Here is a 24,081-nt window from a genome sequence, read left to right as displayed (position 1 = left end):
CCCTAATTCTCTCTTTTTCATTCGATTTATCTCTTCCATGTATTTCTGAGGGACATTTTACAAGAAGAACGAGAAGCAATAAGACCGCAATCTATATTCAGTTTTGCTAGAACGAAGGTCATACTCTCTTTAAGTGAGTGTTTCAGTATTGCATAATAAAACTATTCATGAGTGACACCCACTTTTTATGATATCCTAATCATGCGAGGTAGCAAAAGTCAATCAAAAAAATAGAGGTGACTTAAAACCTAAATCACCTCTATTTTCTAATTTGAGAATTTAATTATAATGTTTACATGAGGCGCGATATGTACACTCAAATAATAAAACTCATTAAATGGTTAGTTTATATGATGTATGACAATTACCAACTCTACTGTCTAGTATATTTCTAATAAAATTTATCATAATAAGAGAATCAAGCTAAAAATCAATCAGCGGTTATTTTGTTATTGGCATTGCTAAATGTTCTATTCACATAAAACCATGATAACGGGCTCTCGCACTTTAATATTTCTTATGGTTAAAGTATCGTTCTTAAAGTCGATAATTTCTAGACACTCCGTTTTATTCGGAAACTTTTCATGATTACTTAGTGAATAGACTAGATACCTTCCTTTTTTCATTTTTCCTACTTTATTATCCTTAAATTTCTCGTCTGGTGTATTTGATAGATAATATTTAGCATCAGAAATATTTTTATCATCTATGAATACTTTATAACTATCTTTAGTCCATTCGTTACCAACATTTGAGATACTTTCTTTATTCAGAAAACACCACTTTTTACCAATCAAATCATCTATATTTACTTTAGATTGGGATATAGCTGATGTTACATTTAACAGTATAAATACTGTTCCTAGAAAAATTATTAATTTATATTTCATTATTAGTGCTTTTATATTTTGTTATTTACAACCTTTTATTCTTAACTTTGTGGTAACTCCAACTTCGTACGCAGGACGTTCCATTAATTTGCCTTCTTGCGGATCCATATAAATTAAATCACCATTGGTTTTGTATCCTGTTACTACTACTGCATGCGTCGAATTTGGAATATCTGAAGGAACATCTGCCAAAACCACATCTCCAAAGTTTATTGCATGAGAAAAATTTAAAAATGCATTAAAATAAAAATAATTGACTGCTAAATAAGGTATCTCTTGATTGGACACACCAGTAAAATACATCTGATTTCCAGAACTTTGAAAATAGTCATAAACAATCGTACCCTCATTTAAATTTCCACCACAATATTCATTGTCTATATATTCCATAATTGAGCTTACACACATATTAGATATTTGTGTAAGCATCGTTTGCTTCATTCCTGGTTTTGCGAATTTATCACCCGGTGATGGTGAATAAGGTGTTCCTCCTCCTGCCTGCCCCTGATTTACACCTCCTCCATTGTCATCGTCTGGATCTGGAGCACATTCTATATAATAGCCAGTTAACTCAGTAGAATAATTACATGTCGGATCAAGGAATACAACACCATTACTTTCTCCAAACTGGATCCAATCTGTACAATTTTCATAAGTAGTAAATATTAAAGTGGTTGTACAATCACGAAGGTCTATTTCTAAATCATTGCTTCTTTTTTGATCTACTTTATATACTACTTTCCCTTTTTCCCAAGTCCAACCATTAATAAAGGATCCATCTAATGCATAAAAGAGTGCTTTACCATCAAACTTATTGTCTTTCTTCAGATAAGTATTCTTCCATATCTTAAATTTGTTATTTTCCAGATACTCTTTGTTACCAATAGTCACCATGATAAATGCAAATTTATCAGTACTATTTTTTTCTTCCATTATAACCAGTCGCATCAAAGAACTATTGTATTCTCGTTTTCCATTGTTTTTAAATTCCTCGTGAGAATCCTCCGTGGTAAAACCAATACTTCCTTTACCCATAAGCGGTATTTCGACGACTTTAGTTCCTTTTCTATTTGATTTAAATGCTTGATCCCAGTTTGGAGCAACAACCATCTTATTTATTGGAGACTCTCTATTTATTATCTCATTTTCCGAAACATCCGGTCCATCCATAAAAATAAACGGGTCGTATTCAGATTCATACCAAGATCTTGCATCTTCAATACTTAATGATTCAAATCCAAAATTTTCAATGGAAACTAAATCCTTATTACAAGAAATAACAATAAGTAGTGATAGCAATAGAAATAGTGATGAACGTAAATAAAAGTTTTTCATTTTTTAAATTTTGATTACATTTTTAACGGAACTAAATTACTGTGATTGTAAAATATTACAAAATAAATATGGTTAAATAGTTAATAAGACACATTTTATGAACGGATTACGCTTTATCTTATTGTCCTTAATTTTATTTGGGTTTGTATTTTGGATCAGCCCTTTTAATGTAATTCCTGAATTATTAAGGTATCACTATTCAAAAAACTACATCTATAAAAATGTTGAGTCACATGGATCGTTCAAAACCTACTTGATCGACAATAACCGTGAAAAAATAAAATTTACACCCTACGCATTTCAGGATTACCCGAGAGCTCTTTCTACTTTTGATTCTTTAAAAAATCACTTCTCTTCAGTTCAAGTAAGAGAGGATGACAAATGGGAATTCAAAAAGAAATCTTTTGATATTGATCGTCACATTAAAAATTCTTTATGTTCTTGGAATAATTCTCCATATGATAAAAAGATCTCGTTTAAAAATTTTCTTGAATTTGTTTTACCTTATAGAGCTGGTGATGAAGCCCTTGTCGAATACAGAGATAGTTTAAACATACTATTTGCTAGGTTTAAGTACAAAGTGCAAGATGATTCAGAAAATCTTGACAATTTAGTTGACTCAATTAATAGCCAGCTTGCCACATTAGTAGATTATGATATTCGTTCTTTAGCTACAATGAATGTGCCTGACCCATTAGAAACATTAGAAATTGGAAAAGGTAGCTGTAAATCCTTGACACAACTTGCAACCTTATCCTTGAGGACATTGGGAATAGCTACAACTATAGATGAATGCCCTTTCTGGGCACATAGAGCATCAGGACACCAATGGAATGTATATCTTTCGAATGACCAGCAATGGATCCCTTTTAACGGTTCTGAAAGAAATCCCGATTGCTTTGATCCTTTCAATGACAGCATCAAAGCACCAAAAATTTTTCGACATACTTATTCTTTCCAAGACAATTTTAGCCCTACAAATACAAACAAAGAAAACATTCCTCCCTATTTCAGGATGAAAAATCGAATAGATGTTACATCATCCTATGTAAGTACTTCTAATATTAGTCTATATATAAAAGATAAACCAGATGACACGGAGCATGTTTATTTAAGCGTCTTTAATAATCAAGACTGGAAAATTATCTCTTGGTCTAAACTTGATGGGAATCAAGCTCACTTTGATAATATGGGTAACAATAATATAATCTACCTTCCAGTTTTTTATATTAATGGAAGGAAGAAACCTGCAGGCAAACCGTTCCTAGTAGATGGTGATAAGATCACAACTTTTGAGTTAAAGGAAAATAAATTTATTGATACTGACATAAGTACGGTAAATTATTACTACGACCATCAATGGAATACTTCATGTGCTGTTTCCGGCGCTACATACAGGTTAAATTATTGGGATGATGAATGGCTTGTTAGTCAAGAAATAAATGCAGATATAAATGGTCATTTGAAATTTAAGAATGTTCCTGAGGATGGGTTGTACTTTATTAGTTCTGGTGAACTAAATAATCGACAACAAAGACTATTTTCACTAAAAGATGGAGCGCAGTCTTGGTACTAAAGGTGGACACAATGAATGTAACTCATGAAAAATTATACGCAATATTTTTATTTACAATAACCACATATATTTTCTTACCGTATAATTTTCAGCAATGGAATTCAGTGCTCTTTAATTTTGGGACTATATCTATTGGACTAATTGGATTTGGAACAACTGCTTCAATATCTTTTTTAATACGGCTAAGTCATAATAACCCAGTAAGGTTTACCTTGATTGATCTTACCCTTGGCATTTACTTTATCCTGCAAAAGGGGTACTACCTCGTGTTGAATGAATTTAGTTTTGAATATTTATTCTTCGCTGAAAATGTCCTGCTTTGCTTCATTTATTTAAGTTACAGGGGATTAAATCAGAAATATTTTTCATCGTTTTTGTATATAATCCCTATATGTGCTTTCATACAAATAGCATATGGCATAGTTCATCAGACCCATCTATTAGCTCCTGGATTCCAAGTTAGTAAAATTACGGGTAGCTTTATTAATCAAGGACCTTTTGCATGTTTCATAGCTATTGCTATTACATCAGTATTGGGGTCTCTCAATTATACAAATTCTCAAAGCTCAATTAATTCGAAAGTATTTAAAGTAATAATAGCTTCTACATTAATATTTTTCTGGATAATACTATTAAACACCTTTTCTCGAGCTGCTGTGTTAGCTGCCAGTCTACCGACTGCTTACTTCCTTTTTATTCTGTTTGGAATAAAAAAGAAATTTAAGCGCGTAAAAAGATTCTACCGGATCTTTATTCTCGGATTAATAATAATCTTAGGTACTTCAGCTCTACTTTCGATGTATTATTCAAAAAAACCTTCTGCTGATGGAAGATTGTTGATATGGGAAGTTACCATGAAAATGATTCAAGAAAAACCCATTCTTGGTCATGGTGTTAATCATTTCGAAAAGGAGTATATGAATCAGCAAGCTAGCTTCCTAAAAACTAACCAGAATAAGAATTATTACATGCTAGCTGGGGAAAATAATTATGCTTTCAATGAGTTACTTAGGGTATTACAAGAACAAGGTATAATTGGTCTTCTTCTTTTCTTATTGATTTTTCTATTGATTATTCTTTCCAAGAGTCAACACCAAGGTTCAAAGAGTATAAACGAAACTTTAATTTCTAAAGGGATTATTATCACTGTTTTTACCTTTGGATTATTCTCATACCCTTGGGAAGTAATCGAGATAAAATCCATAGCTATTGCATGTGTAGCAATAATTGCTTCATATTCAAAAACCCATATTGATTCAAGTTCAAAATTTCACACCTTTCTTAGTGCTATCCCTGTAATTGTTCTTTTCGCATTCTCCATTTTAAGAACTGTAGATAACTATCCATCATTTGTTAAATGGAACAATAACTTGGCATCCATAAAACCTCCTGTCACACAGAACGACATAAAAAAGTTAAATAATATTTATCCAGAACTGGAAAACAACTCATACTTTCTTGCATTCTATGGCCAAATATTATCAGAGGCAAAAATGTTTTCTGAAGCCTTGATTTATCTAAGCAGATCAAATTTAATAGACCCTGCATATTATAAGGAGGTTGCTTTAGGGAAAATATATCAGAATATGGGACAGAAAAGTAGTGCTGAAGAACATTGGATGAAGGCCTCAGAAATGATTCCCTCTAAATTTGAAGCACCATATTTGATATTGCAGATGTATTACTTAAATCATAATTATGAAATGGTAGAAAAACTTGCGTCAGAACTATTACAGAAAGAAATCAAAGTATATTCCGTGGAAGTATATGAGATGATCGAAGATATTAAAGATATGAGGCTTGATGCAAAGAATCAAAAAAACCAACAATACTTAGATTATCCTAAATGATATTATTTATACAGCTCTACCTAAAACTGTTATGGCATTCAATTTCGCAGGTACTTTTGTTTATTGCGTGATTTCGGCACTTGCGTGATTTCCGAATTCGTCTTTTCTTTTTAGTTTCCTAATCAACCTTTCTAAAAATAAAAAAAGGCACCTCATTCCTGAAGTGCCTTTTTTTTATAGATAAGTTTATCTTTTATCGAATTAAGGTAACATTTCCAACCTTGTTGAAAACTGCACCATTAGAACAAGTCGCACTTAAGCTGTAAGCATATACATCTGGTGCAAGAATCTTACCTTCATATGATCCATCCCATCCTTCGTCGATGTTCGTCGTTGAAAATACTAATTCTCCCCACCTGTCATAAATCTGTAGATTCATCTTCTTAACAAAATTACTTTCCACTTTTAATACATCGTTCACATTGTCTCCATTAGGTGTAAATGCCGTAGGAAGGAATACATCATTTTCATCGCAATCTGGTAACAGCACATTAATGGTGATACTCGCTTCCGCTGTACAACCATTTTCATCAGTAACCGTTACGGAGAAAGTAGTCGTTTCTAACAATGTATCCGTAGTGAATGAAGGAGTCGTTGCTCCTGTATTCCATTCATAAGTATAATCTGGATTCTCATCTACAACGCTGATATCAGTAGGATTACATTGGAACACCTCTATAGGGTCTGCTTCTAATTCTACAGAAACATCAGATACATTCAATGTAAAACTCGTATCGAGAATACAGCCATTGTCTTCATTTGTAATACTAATAATGAAGGTTGTTGTTTCATCTGCATTAGCAACAATTTCATTTCCTGTATTTGATCCTGAAATTGCATCTTCAGGAGTCCATACATAAGTTAGATTCCCTCCACTATTATCTGTTATGGTGATAGTCGCATCATCACCTGCACAGGCGATTTCTGGTCCATCAATTTCTATGTCTAATTTGTATTCAATAAGTTGAATCATTGCGGTATCAAAACATCCACCAGCATTGAAACCAATAACGGTTAACAACTCGTCTCCTTCTGGATTATATGTAATTTCAAATTCCTCACCGATCAAGTTTTCATCTTCATCATACCATTCTACCACTGTGCCATCTGTTTCTGATGTAACAACTAGGTTCAATTCTTCACCAGTACAGTATACAATTGTATCAGAATCAACATTTATTTCAACGTCAGGAGCTACAATTAGATTTCTAGAAAAACTTTGGTCACCACAACCTCCTAGATAGTTTAAAGTAACTTTGAACAATCCAAAATCATCGTAGGTATAACAGATCATATTATTCATAGAATCCACCATTCCCGCATCACTTCCAAAATCAAACTCATAATTTCCATCTGCCGGAGTAGATATATTTTCGAAACAAACTGTTGTTGTTCCACACATAGGTACTGATGTGAATGCAATTTCAGCAGGCTCTGCATCTGATAAATCAATGATCACAACTTCTCCTGCTCCTCGAGAACAATTACCATCACTTACTTCTAAAGAATAAACTGCCTCCTTCTGACCTTCAGCTAGTGTGAACTTAGGATTAGATCTGTCATCACCATCGAAAATAAGTCCATCTTCTGGGGTCCAAGTGTAGATTAAATCTGAATTTGGACTTGCCAATAGGAAAGTAGTATCTCCAGGACAAATACCAATAGTATCACTTAAGAATTCTATATCTTCATCGTTTATCGTCTGAACATCTAAGATTGTATCAAGACTAGCCATACAGCCATTCGAACCTGAAACTTCAAGTAGTAAACGAATGCTGTCTTCCCTAGGAAGCGTTACTGTGATAGGAGAAACATCGCCCATCGTCATAAAATCGCCAAAATTAAACGTCCACTTAAGATCTGTTATCGTTACTGCGGGATTATTCGATCCACTGTTACTCACTAAGGTTACAGTTATAGAATCATCACCACATTCTAAAATTTCAAAATCTGGTTCAAATGATGCAAACAATCCATTTTCCGTTGTATTGATCGTTTGTGATATTTCATCTGTACATCCAGTCTCAGAAGTTACTTTCAAGGTAACTGAAATAGAATCCAATATCGGTGCGATTATTCTAAAGGTCTCACCAGAGCCACTCGCTTCATAACCTTCTCCTGACAAGGTCCATTCATAAAGTTCAATTTCATAATCAGGATTCGGTTCTACAGATGTACTCACTAAAGTGATATCTAAAGAATCATCTAAACATTCATTGGTCAAAAAATTTACATCAAAAATGGCTTCTACTTCAGAATCAAAAACTCCTAACTCTTTCGTAAATTCAGAAAAACAACCATCAGCGCTTCTTGTTGAAATAAGCTTGATTGTATAAAATCCTTCTTCAGGATAGGTAAATGTAGGACTTTCCTCAGTTGACTTAAAAGCTGGATCTTCATTCGGAAAATCAAAGTACCACTCATAAGCATCCGTTTCAGTACTCGTATTGGTAAAAGTAACCTCCAGCCCATCGCACTGTGGATCATTCTCCAAAGTAAATTCAGCATTAGGTCCTTCTATACATTCACGAACATTATATTCGAAATCTCTTTTTATACTTGAAATCAATTCACCATCTCTGTACTCATCTACACATACACCAACTAAAAATTGACCTACTAAATTCGGTGTAGCCGTAATTATCCCAGTTTCGGAATCAATCGTTAATGGCACTCCCCCAAGAAAGTTATCTACACCAAAACCTGAAACAAAATTGACCTCTTCGAAAAGCGGCCCTCTAGGAGGTTGTGGTTGTGGATTCTCTGGACTTGCTCCATCTTGTGGTACACATAATCTATATACTAATGAATCTCCATCAGGATCAGTCGCTGACATGTCGGCGACGAGCTCTTCATTGGCACAAATATAAAGTGCGGGTGATTCATCGAAAGTCGGCGAATTATTACATTCTAAAGCAGCTTTGTTTGTAAGTGCTACAGAATAAGTTGTTCCAGTTTGAAGTGGATCTGTAATATTCGTTAACGTCTCATTTCTACAACAACGAGAATAGGCTAAAATATAACCTCCTGGTCTGAAAGGCAATGTGATCGTATCTATATAGGTAGAGGTATGAACACAAACACCTTGACCTAAGAAATCACAACCTGGTACATATTCTGTATTCAGCGTATCATCTTGATTAAATGGGATAGACAATTGTCCACCTTGACCTAACCACCATAAAAGCTCCCCACTTTTATCATATATTCCTACAGATGCAGGATCATCGAACTGAGCTTCTTTCGAACCAAATTCACAATCCCTTCTTAATGTAAGTGTTACTTCGAACGTCCAGTTAGCCAAACATCGATATGTAATTTCCCCACCTACTATATGTGTCGCTTTAACATTGGAAGGAACTAAAAATAATCCCAACACAAAAAGCGAACTTATTACTTTAATCAGCTTCATGCCTGCTTTTGTTTTATTTATATAATTCATGGGTTACTTTACAATTATTTGATTAACTCCTATAATTTCTACTCTTCGCTCTCTAGAAGCATCTAATCCATAAACAGATTTTTTCTGATTCGTTGAAGAATCACTTACTTGCTCAGGAACTAATGTCTCTCCATAAGAAATATCTGTAACCATAAGTTTGTTAGAATCCAAATATGGAATCAAAGCACCATCATTGTACTTTCTAAGTTCATTTCTTACAGAACTAACTCTTCTTTGACCTAAGTAAAGATTATAGGCAGATGAAGCTAAAGGTGATGTAAATCCTCTCACTGTAATTTCCAGTGATTCTCCACTATCTAGAACTTCTTGAATTAATCCCATGAAAATCTGAAGTGTATCATATCCTCCTTTCACTTCCGTTTCAAAGAAGTTTTCGATCTCTTCAGGACTATCTGCTGCTCGTTTTACAAAAAGATCTTTTCTCTTATAGTAACTTTCAAAAGTAGATGCATAATCTAACTTTGTTTTAGTTGCAACGCTCTTACTATTTGGCTTATCATTATCGAAATGAAGCGCGATAGGTTTGCTTAACAATCCAAATGATAAGTAAATATCTTGCCGGATTCTACCATCCACTACTTCCGCTTCTAAAGTATTCAATGTAACAACCTCTGTATTATAATTAGGTCTGTTAGCTGTGATTTTATAAGAGTGGCCTTCTTTCACAGTAAATGTAAAATCGTTACCATCTGCATTGAAATCTGTGATTTCATCCGACGTACCATCTGTAAGATCTTCTATCGTAACGGTCGCACCTGCTAAATCTCTTCTAGTTGCTTTATCAAATGTAAATACATCTAATTCTAATGTCTTAGCTAATAAGCAAATCTTCTTGGTAAAAGTTTTAGACTTATAAACCTTCTTGGTACTTAAGGTTACCGTATCAGAAACGAAATGTTCTTTCTTAGCTATGATTAGGTATTCTTTATTTCTTTCTAATTCAAATCGATGAGCATCATCAGTAGCATTCATAATCGAATCAATAACTTCACCCGTTTTAGCATTAACTAAAACTACTGTAGCTCCTAATAACTTTTTCTGATTACCTCCTATTTCTTCACATGTCAAGGCATTTAAGTCCAAATTAACGGGTTCGTATTTAGCTTTGAAAATATCAAAACAACAAGCTTCGATAGCATCTTCTATATACATCGAACTTTCTCTATTCGAAGAGAAGTGTGCCGTTAGCATGTCGTTATTAATCGTATAGTAGATATCGTCGTAACTCGAGTTAACTTGGTTTTCTAAGTGTTCTATCTCTCCGTATTCCCCATTTATCTTTTCTGCTCTATAAATATCATATCCTCCTAATCCTTGATAACCTTGTGAACTAAAATATAAGGTGTTACTTGGATTGTGGAAAAATGGTGTTGCATCATTTTCAATGGTATTAATAGAATCAAGATTCATCGGCTGAGTCATGTTCATATTATCATCGATAATCGTATACCAAATATCGTATTTACCTTTTCCTCCTGGTCGATTCGAAACAAAATAAAGAATTTCTTTATTGGTTTCTGGATCTATTCCTACTGCTGGTTGGGTCGTTGTATACGTTGCATCATTAATATAATCAGGTAATTTTACAGGTGCTCCATATTTTCCTTTCGACTCTACATTTCTATAATACAGATCACATTTGATCTCGTTACCTTCTGTATAATCACAAAGTGTATAAAAGATTTTATTCGACTTACTACTAAATGTAGTATGTGAAGTTATTCTCGAATCATCATTTAAGGCTGGATCAGGTTCTCCTGCGCCTTCATTTTCACTAACTAATATCTTAGCAAGGTATTTTGGATTTTTTGCATCCTTTGGTTTCTCTTCTTGAAATCTAAGAGATGAATAGAATAACTCACCATCCTTTTCAAGTGCGCCTACTTCAGAGAACTGAGTATTTACAGCGCCTAGATGCTTTACCTCTACACTCAAATCTGGATTTTCTAATTGATCTATCGAAAACTCCGATGATGACAATTCTTTCTTGGCCTTAGCGGTAAAATATTCGTCCTCTCCTTCATGTTCTGAGAGATAAATATTAAAATTGTTAATAGCCTTTTGATAAAGACCTTGTCTTTGCTGCATCTCACCTAAAAAATAGGTAGCTGTTGGATATTCGTTATTTTCATCACGCTCCACTACTTTAGAATACCATTTCTCCGCAAAATTATATGCGTCGTACATTCTTGCCATTTCAGCTGATTCAAAAGCTAGGTCAAGTCTGGTAGTGTCAAAAGCATACGCTTCCTGCAAATACTGATAGGCAGCATAGTAATTCTTTTGCACGACTGCTTCTTCAGCAGCTTTGATATAGGCGCTGTACGTCTGACCAAAAGTTGATCCGGCACAGGTACCTATAAATATGATTATGTATAATATTTTTTTCATTTCAAAGTTGGGACTTATTAATAAATGGGACATGGTTTTTGGTTAAATGATTTAACCTTAGTTATAATGTACCTTACATGAACCTCAGGACCACCTCGGCTAGAGTAGATCTGATTAAACTCACCTAAATTAACATCATAACTTGCACCTACATAAATTTGGTTATACTGGAATGCTATGGTCGGTGCAATATATCCGCTGGTACGGTAAGAAGCACCTAAATCGATTCTAAATAATTTTCCTTTGTTTTGATTGACATATAATTTTAATAGACCTCCTAATACGATTTCAGAATAAGGTCCTTGGAATTGTGCAATGGCGTGAGCCTGAACGTCGAATGCATTCGTTAATTGAATATTAGCTTGTGCATTTAATGCAGTTCTCATTGGCAATCTTGGATCACCCAAGTCAATAACTTTGGCAGCTGGCTGTGTTAAGTGGAATAACCCTGCACCCAGATTAACAAATGTTCTGGAAGAATCAGACTGGTATCTGTAATTAGCACCAACTCCTGTTTCTAAGTAAGTCCAACGCTGAGTAGGAAAGTTTTCGCCTGCTCCCAAACCTGGATCGAACTTAAAACCATCCCATTGGTTCTGCCATGTCAGATCATTTTCATTGAATCCTTCACTGGCAACTCCTAACATTAGTCCTGCCGAAAGTACATTACTTGGGTTGATCAGGTAATTATAACTACCACTTAGATTTAAGTCAGTTAGGTTCAATTTCGAATCACCTGCTTGGTCATAATTAAATATTCCACCAATACCATAAAAGTACTTATCCGATTTTTTCGGCAAATATTTCATGTCGTAACTACCTGAAAAGGTAGTATAAGGAACAGGAACAGATCGCCATTGGTCTCGTAATGAACCGATAGCTCTCACATCTCCTTTAAATATTCCAGTTAAAGCAGGATTTATATTCAGGGGGGAATTATAAAATTGCGAATAATGTATATCCTGACTTTTGGCTTCGAAATTTATTAAAATAATTAATAAAGTGACGAAACCTGCTAAATAAATTTGCTGCTTCAAAACAGGTTGATTTAGTTATTAAAAGTTGTACTAATATATAATTTACACACTTTCAACACAATACCTAAAATACTGTATATCAGGTGGTTTAGTTTACAATGTAGTGCAAAAACCATACTAGTTTTTTTACGCCATTGTATTTTCATTCTGCTTCAACAAAGATAGTTTTTTGTTTAAGATTTTCATTTTTTTCTTCCTTAAATCAAAATTTCTTCTTGCTGTTCAAAGGAAGCCCAATTTCTTAAATATTGTCTTATTTTGAAGTGATTTTAGAATTTAGAATATCTTATGTCTTTATAAACAACAAGTATGAAATTGCTAGAAAAATCTCAAATAAGATCTTGGGATCTCGATACTATTGACCATCAAAATATTAGCTCATTCGACTTGATGCTGAGGGCTGCAAGTGTTTTTAGTAATTGGTTCCAATCTTTATTCTTTGATAAAACTCGTACGATACACGTATTCTGTGGTATGGGCAATAATGGCGGGGATGGCTTTTGTATAGCAAGTTTGCTAGCCAAGGCTGGGTATGAGGTCAATGTCTATCTATTTCAATTTAATAACCGTTTTTCTGATGATAATCTATCACGTCAAAAAGAAGTCGAATCTTTTGATAAATTCGAAAAATTCACTCCTTTTCCTTTAGAGCAAAAAGATTTAATTATAGATGCTTTGCTAGGAAGCGGAATTAATGGCCCATTAAAAGGTGAATACTTAAAACTAGTTTCATGGTTGAATGCTTTACCAAATAAGATTATTTCCATTGATATACCTTCAGGAATGGATCCTGACCAACCTACATCAGGATCTTTTGTTCATGCAGATCATGTCTTAAGCTTTGAAATTCCTAAGATTTCCTTTTTTCTAAATGAGAATTCGGATTATATAAAAAATTGGGATTATCGCTCCATTCATCTGAACCCTGGCTTTGTGGAGGATCTAAAGGTCATGAATTACCTCATTGATTACGATTTGGTGAAGTCTATACTTCGGCAGCGGAAGGCTACTGAAAACAAGAAGGATTTTGGGTTTGCTCAATTTTGTGGTGGAAGCCCCGGTATGCTAGGTTCAGTGATCTTGGCGTCGAAGGCTGCCATGAGATGCGGACTAGGAAGGCTAGCTGTTTCTACCCCATCGATTTATCATAGCAGTTTATTTTCATCATGTCCCGAGGCCATGGCACAAGCCGATCTGCCTAAGAATGTAAGTAATTTAGTAGATTTCCAGCTTGTGAATGAGCACGTCGATGCGATTGCAATCGGTCCTGGATTAAGTTCAGCGAAAGAATCAGTAAGGTATATTGATGAGTTTTTAAAAGCGAATAAGAAACCTGCAGTCCTCGATGCTGATGCATTAAATATTATTTCTAGAAATAAATGGCAGCCTAGAATAGGCGCGTATTCTATTATCAGTCCACATAAAGAAGAATTTGAACGATTATTCGGAACATGTGATTCGCATTATTCAAGGATTCAAAAACAAATAGAAAAATCTAAGGAATTAAATATTTTTATCATTCTAAAGGGAGCGCATACAACTATTTCATCACCTGATGGTTCTTGCTATTATAACAATACAGGCAATGTGGGAATGGGAACTGCTGGCTCTGGAGATGTCCTAACAGGAATGTTATTATCATTTCTTGCACAAGGTTACACACCCTTAGAAACATGTATTCTCGCGGTGTATCTTCATGGTTCCGCCGGAGATTCTGCAGCTTTTAAGTATGGGAATATTGCCCTTATTGCTTCTGATATCATTGAATTTATTCCATCCGTAATTAAAAATATAAATGGCAAATAAAAAACTTAGTATTATTAGTGGTGCAGGAATTAGTGTTGCAAGTGGTCTGAAAACATTTAGAGGTGAAGATGGTCTATGGGAAGGCTATGATATTATGAAGGTGGCCTCCATAGAAGGTTGGTATGACGATCCAGCACTTGTCCTTGATTTCTACAATAAAAGGCGAAGCCAGCTTAAATCTGTTGAACCTAATGAAGCTCATAAGCTATGTGCTAAATTAGAAGAAAACTTCGACGTTACTGTCGTTACTCAGAATGTAGATAACTTACATGAACGTGGCGGAAGTACAGATATCATCCATCTTCATGGCGAACTGAATAAAATTAGGTCTTCTAAGAATAAGAAACACACTGTTCATTTCGAAGGGATTCAAAAACTCGGTGATTTATGCCCAGATGGTTCCCAGATGCGTCCAGATATTGTATGGTTTGGTGAAGAGGTGCCTTTGCTTGATAAAGCAGCTGAAATTGTTCAGGTTTCAGAGGTTATTATAATTGTTGGTACGTCGATGCAAGTCTATCCTGCTGCTGGACTAATTTCCTATGCACCAGAACATGCTGAAATATATTATATCGATCCAGATCCACAAATGAATTTTGAATTATCTCGGCTTAAGAATTTGAGAGTTATCCAAAAAACGGCAGTAGAAGGTATGGAAATTGTCTACCAGCATTTGGTTAAATGAGATAAATAATAAAAGGCCATCTCGAATAACGAGACAGCCTTTATTTCATGAGTAATCGTGGTATATAAATTTTAAGAACCACACATCACGCAACCATCTTCCATGGTACATGACTGTCCTTCTAAAAATTGTTCTTCTATAGTTTTCGAAGATTCAGTTGTAAAACTAGCTGCATTTGCTGCATGATCTACTTCTGCTACAACTGGTTCAGCTACAACATTTTCAACTGTTTCCTGACCTTCTTCTTCTTTGATGTAATTTCTCTGATGCTTCGCTCCAAGTGTAAACTTAATTGGGTCTACTGCTGCTTTAGATCTCAGGTAATACATTCCTGTTTTTAATCCTTTTTGCCATGCATAAAAATGCATTGAGGATAATTTTCCAAAGTTTGGATTCTCTACAAATAGATTCAAACTCTGAGATTGACAAATAAAAGCACCTCTATCAGCAGCCATATCAATAATGGTCTTCATACTGATCTCCCATACAGTCTTGTATAAATCTTTCAATTCACTAGGTATGATGTCAATGTTCTGGATAGAACCATTCGCAGCCATTAGCGCTTCTTTCATATCATTATTCCAAAGCCCTAATTTGATTAAGTCTCTCAATAAGTGCTTGTTCACGATGATATACTCACCTGAAAGTGTTCTTCTTGTGTAAATGTTAGAAGTATATGGTTCGAAACATTCGTTATTTCCAAGAATTTGACTTGTAGATGCAGTAGGCATCGGAGCGACTAGCAATGAATTTCTAAGACCTGACTTCTTAATATCTTTTCTAAGTTTAGCCCAGTCCCATCTATCAGATGCGGTTACTCCCCACATATCATGTTGCAATTCACCTTTACTTGCTGGCGAACCTTCATATGATTGGTATGTTCCTTCTTTTGCTGCGATTGCATTAGATTCTGTAAGTGCTGCAAAATAGATGGTTTCAAAAATATCTTTGTTTAATTGCTTAGCTTCTTTACTATCAAAAGGAAATCTCATTTTGATAAAAGCATCCGCTAAACCTTGTACACCTATTCCTATCGGACGGTGTCTCATATTAGAGTTTTCAGCTTCAGGAATAGGATAGTAATTGATATCAATAACCTTATTCAAGTTTCTTGTGACTACTCTTGTAATTTCGTATAGTTTCTCGAAATTGAAAGTTGCATCTTCATTCACATATTTTGGTAATGCTAATGATGCAAGATTACAAACTGCCACTTCATCCTTAGAGGTGTACTCTAGAATCTCTGTACAAAGGTTACTTGATTTTATAGTACCAAGGTTTTTCTGATTTGATTTTCTATTCGCGGCATCTTTATATAAGATATACGGTGTTCCTGTTTCAATTTGAGATTCTAAGATCGCAAACCACAACTCTTGAGCTGGTATCGTTTTTCTAGCTTTTCCTTCTGCTTCATACTGGTGATACAATGCTTCAAACTCACCACTGTGCTTATCAAATAATCCTGGACACTCATTAGGACAGAACAATGACCACTGGCCACCTTCTTTCACTCTTTCCATGAATAAATCTGGAATCCACATTGCGTAAAATAAGTCTCTAGCTCTTAATTCTTCCTTACCATGATTTTTCTTTAGATCAAGAAAATCAAATACATCTGCGTGCCATGGCTCGATATAAACAGCAAATGCTCCTTTTCTCTTTCCACCACCTTGATCTACATATCTTGCTGTATCGTTATAAACTTTTAACATCGGGATAATACCATTAGAAGTTCCTCCAGTTCCTTTAATATATGATCCTTTTGCTCTTACATTGTGAATGCTAAGTCCTATCCCACCTGCTGATTGAGATATTTTAGCACATCTTGATAAAGTTTCGAAAATTCCTTCTATGCTATCATCTGTCGTTGAAAGTAAAAAGCAACTAGACAATTGCGGTTTAGGAGTTCCTGCATTAAATAAAGTAGGAGTTGCGTGGATAAACCATTTTTCAGACATCAAGTTATAAGTCTGAATAGCTGATTCGATATCATCTCCGTGAATACCTACAGCAGCTCTCATTAACAAATGCTGAGGTCTTTCTACAACTTCACCATCCATTCTTAATAAATAAGAACGCTCTAGCGTTTTAAATCCAAAGAAGTCAAAACTGTAATCTCTATCATAAATGATAGCGGAGTTCAATTTCGCTTTATTTTTTCGGATAACTTCGATCGTTTCATCAGAAATCAAGCCTGCTTTATCTTGAGTCTTCGGATCGATGTAATTATAAAGAGCTTCCATCGTATTCGAGAAAGACTTATCTGTTCCTTTGTGAAGGTTAGAAACTGCAATTCTTGCAGCTAGTAATGCATATTCTGGATGCATTGTTGCCATCGTTGCAGCTGTTTCAGCCGCAAGATTATCTAATTTCGCTGTAGTTACACCGTCGTATAATCCTTGGATAACTTTCTTTGCGATTTCTATAGGATCTATGTAATTTTGATCTAATCCATAACACAGCTTTTTTACTCTAGCCGTGATTTTATCGAAGGAAACATCTTCCTTTCTGCCATTTCGTTTTATAACTTGCATAGTTGTTCTACTTAAGTGGAGTGTGGTTTAATTAAATATATAGCTTGCTTTCCAGGTCTCAATCGTATATTAAAGATGCGGACTAGAAGTCCTCATCTAATGTGAATACTTGTTTACTACGGTCTTCTCCTACCCCAGATTTTCTGTAGTCACCAACTCGCTTCTCGAAGAAGTTCGTCTTTCCTTGTAATGAAATCATTTCCATCCATGGGAAAGGATTTTCTGCATTGTAGACTTTAGGATTTCCTAAAGACATTAGTAATCGATCAGCTACAAATTCAATGTACTCACACATTAAGTCTGAATTCATTCCGATAAGCCCTACTGGTAAAGCATCTGATACGAATTCTTTTTCGATATCAACTGCATCAACTATAATTTTTTGTACTGTTTCTTTTGAAAGTTTGTTCTTGATATGGTTGTTGTAAAGTAAACATGCGAAATCACAATGCATTCCTTCATCTCTAGATATCAACTCATTAGAGAATGATAATCCCGGCATTAAACCTCTTTTCTTCAACCAAAAGATAGAACAGAATGAACCTGAGAAGAAAATTCCTTCCACTGCTGCAAATGCAATTAATCGTTCCGCAAAAGATGCGTCCTCGATCCAATTCAATGCCCAGTCAGCTTTCTTTTTTACACAATCTAATGTCTCTATTGCATTAAAAAGGTAGTCCTTTTCAGTAGTATCTTTTATATAAGTATCTATTAATAACGAATAAGTCTCAGAATGGATATTTTCCATCATGATCTGAAATCCATAGAAAAACTTAGCTTCAGTATACTGAACTTCGCTAACCATGTTATCTGCTAAATTTTCATTAACGATTCCATCACTAGCTGCAAAGAATGCAAGTATATGTTTTATGAAATGTTTTTCGTTGTCGTTTAACTTCGTTTCCCAGTCTGTTAAATCTTGGTGAAGGTCAATTTCTTCTGCTGTCCAGAAACTTGCTTCGGATTTTTTGTAATAGTCCCAAATATCGTTGTGCTGTATAGGAAACAGAACAAATCTATTGGGGTTTTCTGTTAAAAGTGGCTCGTTTACGTTACTCATAAGAATTATTTTGCATTTAGTTGGTTCTTAATAAAAGCCTTGAGAAATATTACAAATATCTATATATCAAAAATATTATAATTTGTTTGAAATCACACTATTATAGCTGTTAAATTATTATATATAAATTAACTTAATGTGTATCTCTTTGATTATAAATTTAAAACAACTAGATGAATGTTAGAATTAAACGATATAGCTGTCAATGATAATTCTCAAGTATAGTGCAAATTAACACAAATTGAATGAATAAAAATTCTAATATGTCTGTTTAGTTTTCCACACGATGTTGGTAATATGTGTAACATATTAATATATAGCATTATATAATAATGTATAATTATAATATATGTTAATAACTTTTAATATGTATTAAATACGTGGTGATTAGAATAGCTTCTTTCTGCGGAAAAACCAAATTAGAAGTAGCGCCAAAAAAATGGATGTGAAGACGATAATATAAAATGAATATTCACTGTTATCGAATGGAACTTTAACATTCATTCCGTAAAAACTCGCCACTAAAGTTGGAACCATTAACACAATTGTTGCAATTGTTAATCTCTGGATAAAAACATTTAGATTATTAGATACGATAGATGCATATGCCTCCATCGTACCACTTAAGATATTCGTATGAACATTTGCCATCTCCAGGGCTTGACTATTGTCAATGATCAAGTCTTCAAACAAGTCATCGTGCTGCTCCATTCCCTTGATCTCAAGAAAATCAGTTCGCTTCATTTTCATTTTGAGCAATTCATTCGAACTGAGGGTGTTCACGAAATAAACTAGACTTTTCTCTATCCGTAAGAGTTGCTTTAATTCTTCATTTCTACTACTGTCATAGAGTTCTCGCTCGATTAAATTCCGTTTTAGATTTAGTTTTTTCAGACAACTGAGAAATTCGAATACATTTTGTTCCAAGATCTTAAGAATAAACATCTTCTCATCACTTGAATTAAAGTTCTTCACTCTGTTCTGAATAAAGCGATCGAGCAAGTTATTCTCGAAACCCGTAATGGTAATGAGGTGATCAGCTGTGATGATGATCCCTATCGGGACGGTTATGTAGATTCCTTCACTCTCTTTCGGGTCTTCATTAATATATGGAGTATTTACCACTATTAACTTCACGCCATCCTCTTTTTCATATCGAGAGCGCTCATCAATATCTATTGAATCCGTTAAGAAGTCGAAGGGTATATTGTGTTTTTCGGAGATTTCTATCAGATCATTACGATCGAAGGGCGGTGAAACTGCTATCCAGCAATTTTGTTCTGCCTCGTCCATAGAAATCAACTCTTTCTCTGCAGTTTTGAAGTACCTTATCATACCTGTCAATTTCCATTTTACGTAAGTAATTTTTTCTGTGGCTAATGTACAATTAAATAAATTATTCTTGTAGCTGGTCGATGTAATTATTATAAATCGAAGATGAACCGGACCTAAGATAGCCATCTTTAATGATTTCAGCCATTTGTTCAAAGTTAAATTCTAATAATCGTTTCTTATCGTAAAGTGCCAGTTCGCCACCATAATGATATCCAGCTTTGGTACGCTGTGCATGTAATGCCCTGATAATATAGGCCGATCCAAATTTTTCATACTGCCATACATGAACTAATTCATGGATAAAAACTGGATCTGAAATTCCACGATGAAAGTGTATAGAATGAAAACTCACAAAAGCGATGTGAAATTTCTTAGCGATTGAATTCTGACCATTAACCCGAATATGATCCCAGTGGATACTATCTAGGAAAATAGGTCTTGCTATTTCCATCTCCCTTATAGTCAGTCCTCTTAATTTCCAATTGATAATTTCATGAAGAATCTGAAGTAATTCTGGTATTCCCAGTAAGTCGAAAAACAGTAACAGCCATTCCAGCAAGAAAAATGGCCTTCTATATGTATCTCTTATAAAGAGAAACTGAACGAACCTCCTTAACCGCTCAGGATATGATTTTATAAAATAGATGATAAATCTAGAAATGGATTTAAATTTCTCATTCAAATCTCAATATTTTTACGGGTTCTAACTTAGCAATGATGTAGGTAGGAAGTATAAGGAATATCAAAATAACAATAAAGGCTGCCACATTTAAAAACAAAATCGTCCATAGCTCAATATTAATCGGTGCAACACTCAGGTAATAATTAGTTTCATCCAATTTTATAAATCCAGTCACCTTCTGCAAATAACAGATTCCAAGTCCTAAGATATTACCTATTAATAAACCATACCCAATGATGTACCCTGAATAATACAAGAAGATTTTTCGGATATTCCAGTTAGACATTCCTAACGCTTTAAGCGTTCCGATCATTTTCGAACGCTCGATAATCAGAATCAGAATACTTGTGATCATATTGATTAATGCTACTAAAATCATAAGAATTAGTATGACACTTCCATTGAAATCCTGAAGATCCAACCACTCGAATATATTAGGAAATTTGTCTCTAATCGTTTCTGAGAACAATCGAGTAGGAAGAATCTCCACCGTTATATATTCACTAATCGTCGCTACATTCTCTATATCGTCTAAGATTATTTCATAACCAGCTACTTGGTTTGAATCCCACATTAGTAATTCTTGCACTTTGGATAGGTCTGCAATTACAAATTTCTTATCATATTCTTCAAGCCCTGTGCGATAGGTCCCAACAACTTTAGTCTTTCTTTTTAGTTGCTGATTATTTTTTATAATATTTAAAATGACCTCATCCCCTACTCCAACCTTAAGCCGCTCTGCAATCCTCGTGGAAATTAAGATCTCATTCGGTGCACTAATTTTACTTCCCTCCATAATATAGGGTTCTAGCTGAGCCCAATCATAATCTTCACCAAGTCCTCTTATAATAACACCATCAAATTCTTCATTCGAATTAATAATTGCAGGCACCATGGCAAAAGGATAAATACTCTTAATATTTACATCTATCTCTTGAAAAGAAAACTTACCAGGAATAATTCTGCCCATAAATTCCATTGGCCGTTGATAATGGATTTTCTTCAATGTATCCAAATCCAATAAGAAATCTTGGTTCTTGAGAATAGGTGTTGCCTCTATACTTCTATTAATATTATAGTCCGTAATATGAATATGGCCCCAGAAACCAAAAATTTTATCAGAAATATCTTTTTTGAAACCAGAGATCATGGAGAAGGCGACAATCATCACTGTTAAGGACAAAGCAACCGCTACCACTGCGATCCTTATGATCCACTTCGTAAAACTTTTATTAGAAGAAAACGCAACTTTTGCTGCTATAAAACGGGATGTATTCATTTAGCGTAATATTACACTATTTTTTATATTGAAAATAATACTTTTGCAAACTAATTTTAATACAAGATGAATTTTATAGATGAATTAAGATGGAGAGGCATGTTACACAACATGACTCCAGAAGTAGAAAAGTTACTAAGTGAGCAAAAAGTAGTCGGTTATATTGGATTCGATCCGACGGCACCATCCATGACTATCGGTAATTATGTGCAGATCATGCTGCTCACCCTTTTCCAAAAACATGGTCATACTCCGATCGTGCTGATGGGAGGAGCTACTGGACGTATCGGTGATCCTTCAGGAAAAAGTGAAGAAAGGCAGCTAAAGACTTATGAAGAGCTCGATCGAAATCTTTCTTTCCAAGTTAAGCAAATGGAAAAATTCTTAGATTTTCAAGAAAAAGAAAATCACGCTATTCTACGAAACAACTTGGACTTCTATAAGGAAATGAATGTTTTAGATTTTCTAAGAGATGTCGGAAAGAACCTGACGGTTAACTACATGATGTCAAAGGATTCTGTGAAAAACAGACTAGAACATGGGCTTTCTTTTACAGAGTTTAGTTACCAGTTACTGCAAGCTAATGACTTCTTGTATTTATTTAGAAATGACAATTGTGTTGTTCAAATGGGAGGTTCAGACCAGTGGGGAAATATTACCTCAGGTACTGAATTTATCCGTAGAAACACAACTGATGGAAAAGCACATGCTGTCACAACTCCACTTCTAACAAAAGCTGATGGATCGAAATTCGGAAAATCTACCGAAGGAAATATATGGTTAGATCCAGAATTAACGTCGCCTTATACCTTCTACCAGTTTTGGTTAAATGCTTCTAACGATGATATCGGGAAATACATGAGGTACTTCACATTCAAGTCGAAGGAAGAAGTCGAAGAAATAGAAGCTAAATATGCGGATCAACCTAATGAAATTACTCGTATTCTTGCAGAGGAATTAACGAGGAGAGTTCACAGTGACGAAGATTATGAAGCAGTTCTAAACGTTTCCGAATTACTTTTCAATAAGAAAGTTGGAGAAGAATATGTTCAGAATCTTAATCTAAAATCTCTACAAAGTATTGCGAAAGAAATTCCGTCATACCAAGTATCTCAGCAGGAAATAGATAAAGGCATTACACTCGATGAATTGCTTACTGAAAAAGCAAGTATCTTTTCATCTAAAAGTGAACTTAGACGAGCAGTGAAGGCGAATGCAGTAGCGATTAATAAGAAAAAAGCTGAATCTTTCGATGCTTTAATCACAGGTGAGGACGCATTACATGCTAAGTATATTCTAGGTGAAAATGGAAAGAAAAAGCAATTCATAATCGAAATCGTATAATGAGTCTTCGCAAACTTTATTATTCTTTTCCGCCTAATTTGCGACTAACTATTCGAAAACTTGTTTTTGGAATAACAGACTTATTTCATCAGGAGAAATATGATAATGGCCTACCTGTTCCACCTCGTTCCTTAATATATACCGGAGGCGGAGATTTCAAAGAGACTGGAAATCGATTCGTATCGTATTTTAAGGCGCATGGATTAGAAAAGGAAGATCGTGTCTTGGATATCGGTTCTGGAATCGGAAGGATGGCACTCCCACTTACCATGTTTCTAGATGGCAAATATGTTGGTCTGGACATCATGCACCAAGGAGTAGACTGGTGCAATGAGCATATTTCTGATAAATATCCCAACTTCAGGTTTATTTATCTTGATCTGAAAAATGATCTATATCGAATGACTGGAGAGAATGCGGCAACTTTAAAGTTTCCGCTTCCTGAATCAAATTTTAACTTTTCCTTTCTGATATCCGTTTTCACCCATATGCAACCTGCAGAAGTGGAACAATACCTGAAAGAAATTCATAGATGCTTAACGCCCGGTGGAAAGTGCTTTGCTACCTTCTTCATTTATGAGTCAGAAGAAACATTGGCCAAAAATCATTTCGAACCATTCATCGTTCAAGATGAGGATCATGCACTAATGGATGAAAAAGTAAAGGCCGCAAACGTGGCTTATCATTTCTCATATCTTAAAAAGCTATTCCAAGAAATTGGTTTCGAATTAAAACATTACTCGAAAGGTAAATGGAAGGATGATAAAAGCGAGGAAGATTTTCAAGATTTTGTAGTTTTAGAGAAAATATAGCC

The 24,081-nt window shown here is 34.6% G+C and carries 16 protein-coding genes; 6 read left to right on the top strand and 10 right to left on the bottom strand.

All coding sequences use genetic code 11. The features are described 5' to 3' along the window. Positions 1–470: 470 nt before the first annotated feature. Complete coding sequence (locus tag L2586_RS12705) at positions 471–890, bottom strand: hypothetical protein (RefSeq protein WP_235293282.1); 420 nt, start codon at positions 888–890, stop codon at positions 471–473. Positions 891–911: 21 nt separating this feature from the next. Continuing rightward, positions 912–2,225: a hypothetical protein gene (locus L2586_RS12700; RefSeq protein ID WP_235293281.1), complete on the bottom strand. Its 1,314-nt coding sequence runs from the start codon at positions 2,223–2,225 to the stop codon at positions 912–914. Between the two features lie 97 nt (positions 2,226–2,322). Here L2586_RS12700 and L2586_RS12695 point away from each other — a divergent pair, with 97 nt between their 5' ends. After that, complete coding sequence (locus tag L2586_RS12695; protein ID WP_235293280.1) at positions 2,323–3,801, top strand: transglutaminase-like domain-containing protein; 1,479 nt, start codon at positions 2,323–2,325, stop codon at positions 3,799–3,801. An 11-nt stretch (positions 3,802–3,812) separates the two neighbouring features. Then, positions 3,813–5,651, top strand: coding sequence for an O-antigen ligase family protein (locus L2586_RS12690; RefSeq protein ID WP_235293279.1), 1,839 nt, complete (start codon positions 3,813–3,815; stop codon positions 5,649–5,651). A gap of 193 nt (positions 5,652–5,844) precedes the next feature. Here L2586_RS12690 and L2586_RS12685 read toward each other — a convergent pair whose 3' ends face one another. From L2586_RS12685 to L2586_RS12675, 3 genes are read right to left on the bottom strand one after another with little or no spacing between them, the layout of a single operon-like run. Then, the gene (locus tag L2586_RS12685) at positions 5,845–9,063 is read right to left on the bottom strand and encodes a T9SS type B sorting domain-containing protein (protein WP_235293278.1); all 3,219 of its coding nucleotides are present in this window, start codon (positions 9,061–9,063) and stop codon (positions 5,845–5,847) included. Positions 9,064–9,096: 33 nt separating this feature from the next. Further along, complete coding sequence (locus L2586_RS12680; protein WP_235293277.1) at positions 9,097–11,505, bottom strand: hypothetical protein; 2,409 nt, start codon at positions 11,503–11,505, stop codon at positions 9,097–9,099. A gap of 17 nt (positions 11,506–11,522) precedes the next feature. Then, positions 11,523–12,542, bottom strand: coding sequence for a PorP/SprF family type IX secretion system membrane protein (locus L2586_RS12675; protein ID WP_235293276.1), 1,020 nt, complete (start codon positions 12,540–12,542; stop codon positions 11,523–11,525). A gap of 309 nt (positions 12,543–12,851) precedes the next feature. Here L2586_RS12675 and L2586_RS12670 point away from each other — a divergent pair, with 309 nt between their 5' ends. Together L2586_RS12670 and L2586_RS12665 are read left to right on the top strand one after the other, a co-directional pair. Beyond that, entirely contained in the window at positions 12,852–14,348 is a 1,497-nt protein-coding gene (locus L2586_RS12670) for an NAD(P)H-hydrate dehydratase (RefSeq protein ID WP_235293275.1), read from the top strand. Continuing rightward, positions 14,338–15,033 carry an SIR2 family NAD-dependent protein deacylase gene (locus L2586_RS12665; protein WP_235293274.1) on the top strand — a complete coding sequence of 232 codons (696 nt, stop codon included), beginning with the start codon at positions 14,338–14,340 and terminating at the stop codon, positions 15,031–15,033. Before L2586_RS12670 ends, L2586_RS12665 begins: the two co-directional genes overlap by 11 nt. Before the next feature lie 71 nt (positions 15,034–15,104). Here L2586_RS12665 and L2586_RS12660 read toward each other — a convergent pair whose 3' ends face one another. The 5 genes from L2586_RS12660 to L2586_RS12640 form a co-directional block, all read right to left on the bottom strand. Beyond that, the gene (locus L2586_RS12660; protein WP_235293273.1) at positions 15,105–17,567 is read right to left on the bottom strand and encodes a ribonucleoside-diphosphate reductase subunit alpha; all 2,463 of its coding nucleotides are present in this window, start codon (positions 17,565–17,567) and stop codon (positions 15,105–15,107) included. A gap of 82 nt (positions 17,568–17,649) precedes the next feature. After that, entirely contained in the window at positions 17,650–18,627 is a 978-nt protein-coding gene (locus L2586_RS12655; RefSeq protein WP_235293272.1) for a ribonucleotide-diphosphate reductase subunit beta, read from the bottom strand. 387 nt (positions 18,628–19,014) lie between these two features. Further along, positions 19,015–19,962, bottom strand: a complete 948-nt coding sequence (locus L2586_RS12650) for a magnesium transporter CorA family protein (protein WP_235293271.1) — start codon at positions 19,960–19,962, stop codon at positions 19,015–19,017. Positions 19,963–20,023: 61 nt separating this feature from the next. After that, the gene (locus L2586_RS12645; RefSeq protein ID WP_235293270.1) at positions 20,024–20,644 is read right to left on the bottom strand and encodes a hypothetical protein; all 621 of its coding nucleotides are present in this window, start codon (positions 20,642–20,644) and stop codon (positions 20,024–20,026) included. Beyond that, positions 20,637–21,923, bottom strand: coding sequence for an ABC transporter permease (locus L2586_RS12640; protein ID WP_235293269.1), 1,287 nt, complete (start codon positions 21,921–21,923; stop codon positions 20,637–20,639). Before L2586_RS12640 ends, L2586_RS12645 begins: the two co-directional genes overlap by 8 nt. Positions 21,924–21,989: 66 nt before the next feature. On the opposite strand from L2586_RS12640, the gene tyrS reads away from it, so the two are divergent. Together tyrS and L2586_RS12630 are read left to right on the top strand one after the other, a co-directional pair. Further along, positions 21,990–23,267 carry a tyrosine--tRNA ligase gene (gene tyrS / locus L2586_RS12635; RefSeq protein ID WP_235293268.1) on the top strand — a complete coding sequence of 426 codons (1,278 nt, stop codon included), beginning with the start codon at positions 21,990–21,992 and terminating at the stop codon, positions 23,265–23,267. Continuing rightward, entirely contained in the window at positions 23,267–24,079 is an 813-nt protein-coding gene (locus tag L2586_RS12630) for a class I SAM-dependent methyltransferase (RefSeq protein ID WP_235293267.1), read from the top strand. Before tyrS ends, L2586_RS12630 begins: the two co-directional genes overlap by 1 nt. The last annotated feature ends 2 nt before the right edge of the window (positions 24,080–24,081 follow it).

This window comes from Portibacter lacus (genome assembly GCF_021533215.1).
GTDB classification, from domain to species: Bacteria; Bacteroidota; Bacteroidia; order Chitinophagales; family Saprospiraceae; genus Portibacter; species Portibacter lacus.
The sequence above is the reverse complement of the archived record's forward strand: the minus strand, read 5'-3'. Positions and strand labels throughout refer to the sequence as shown.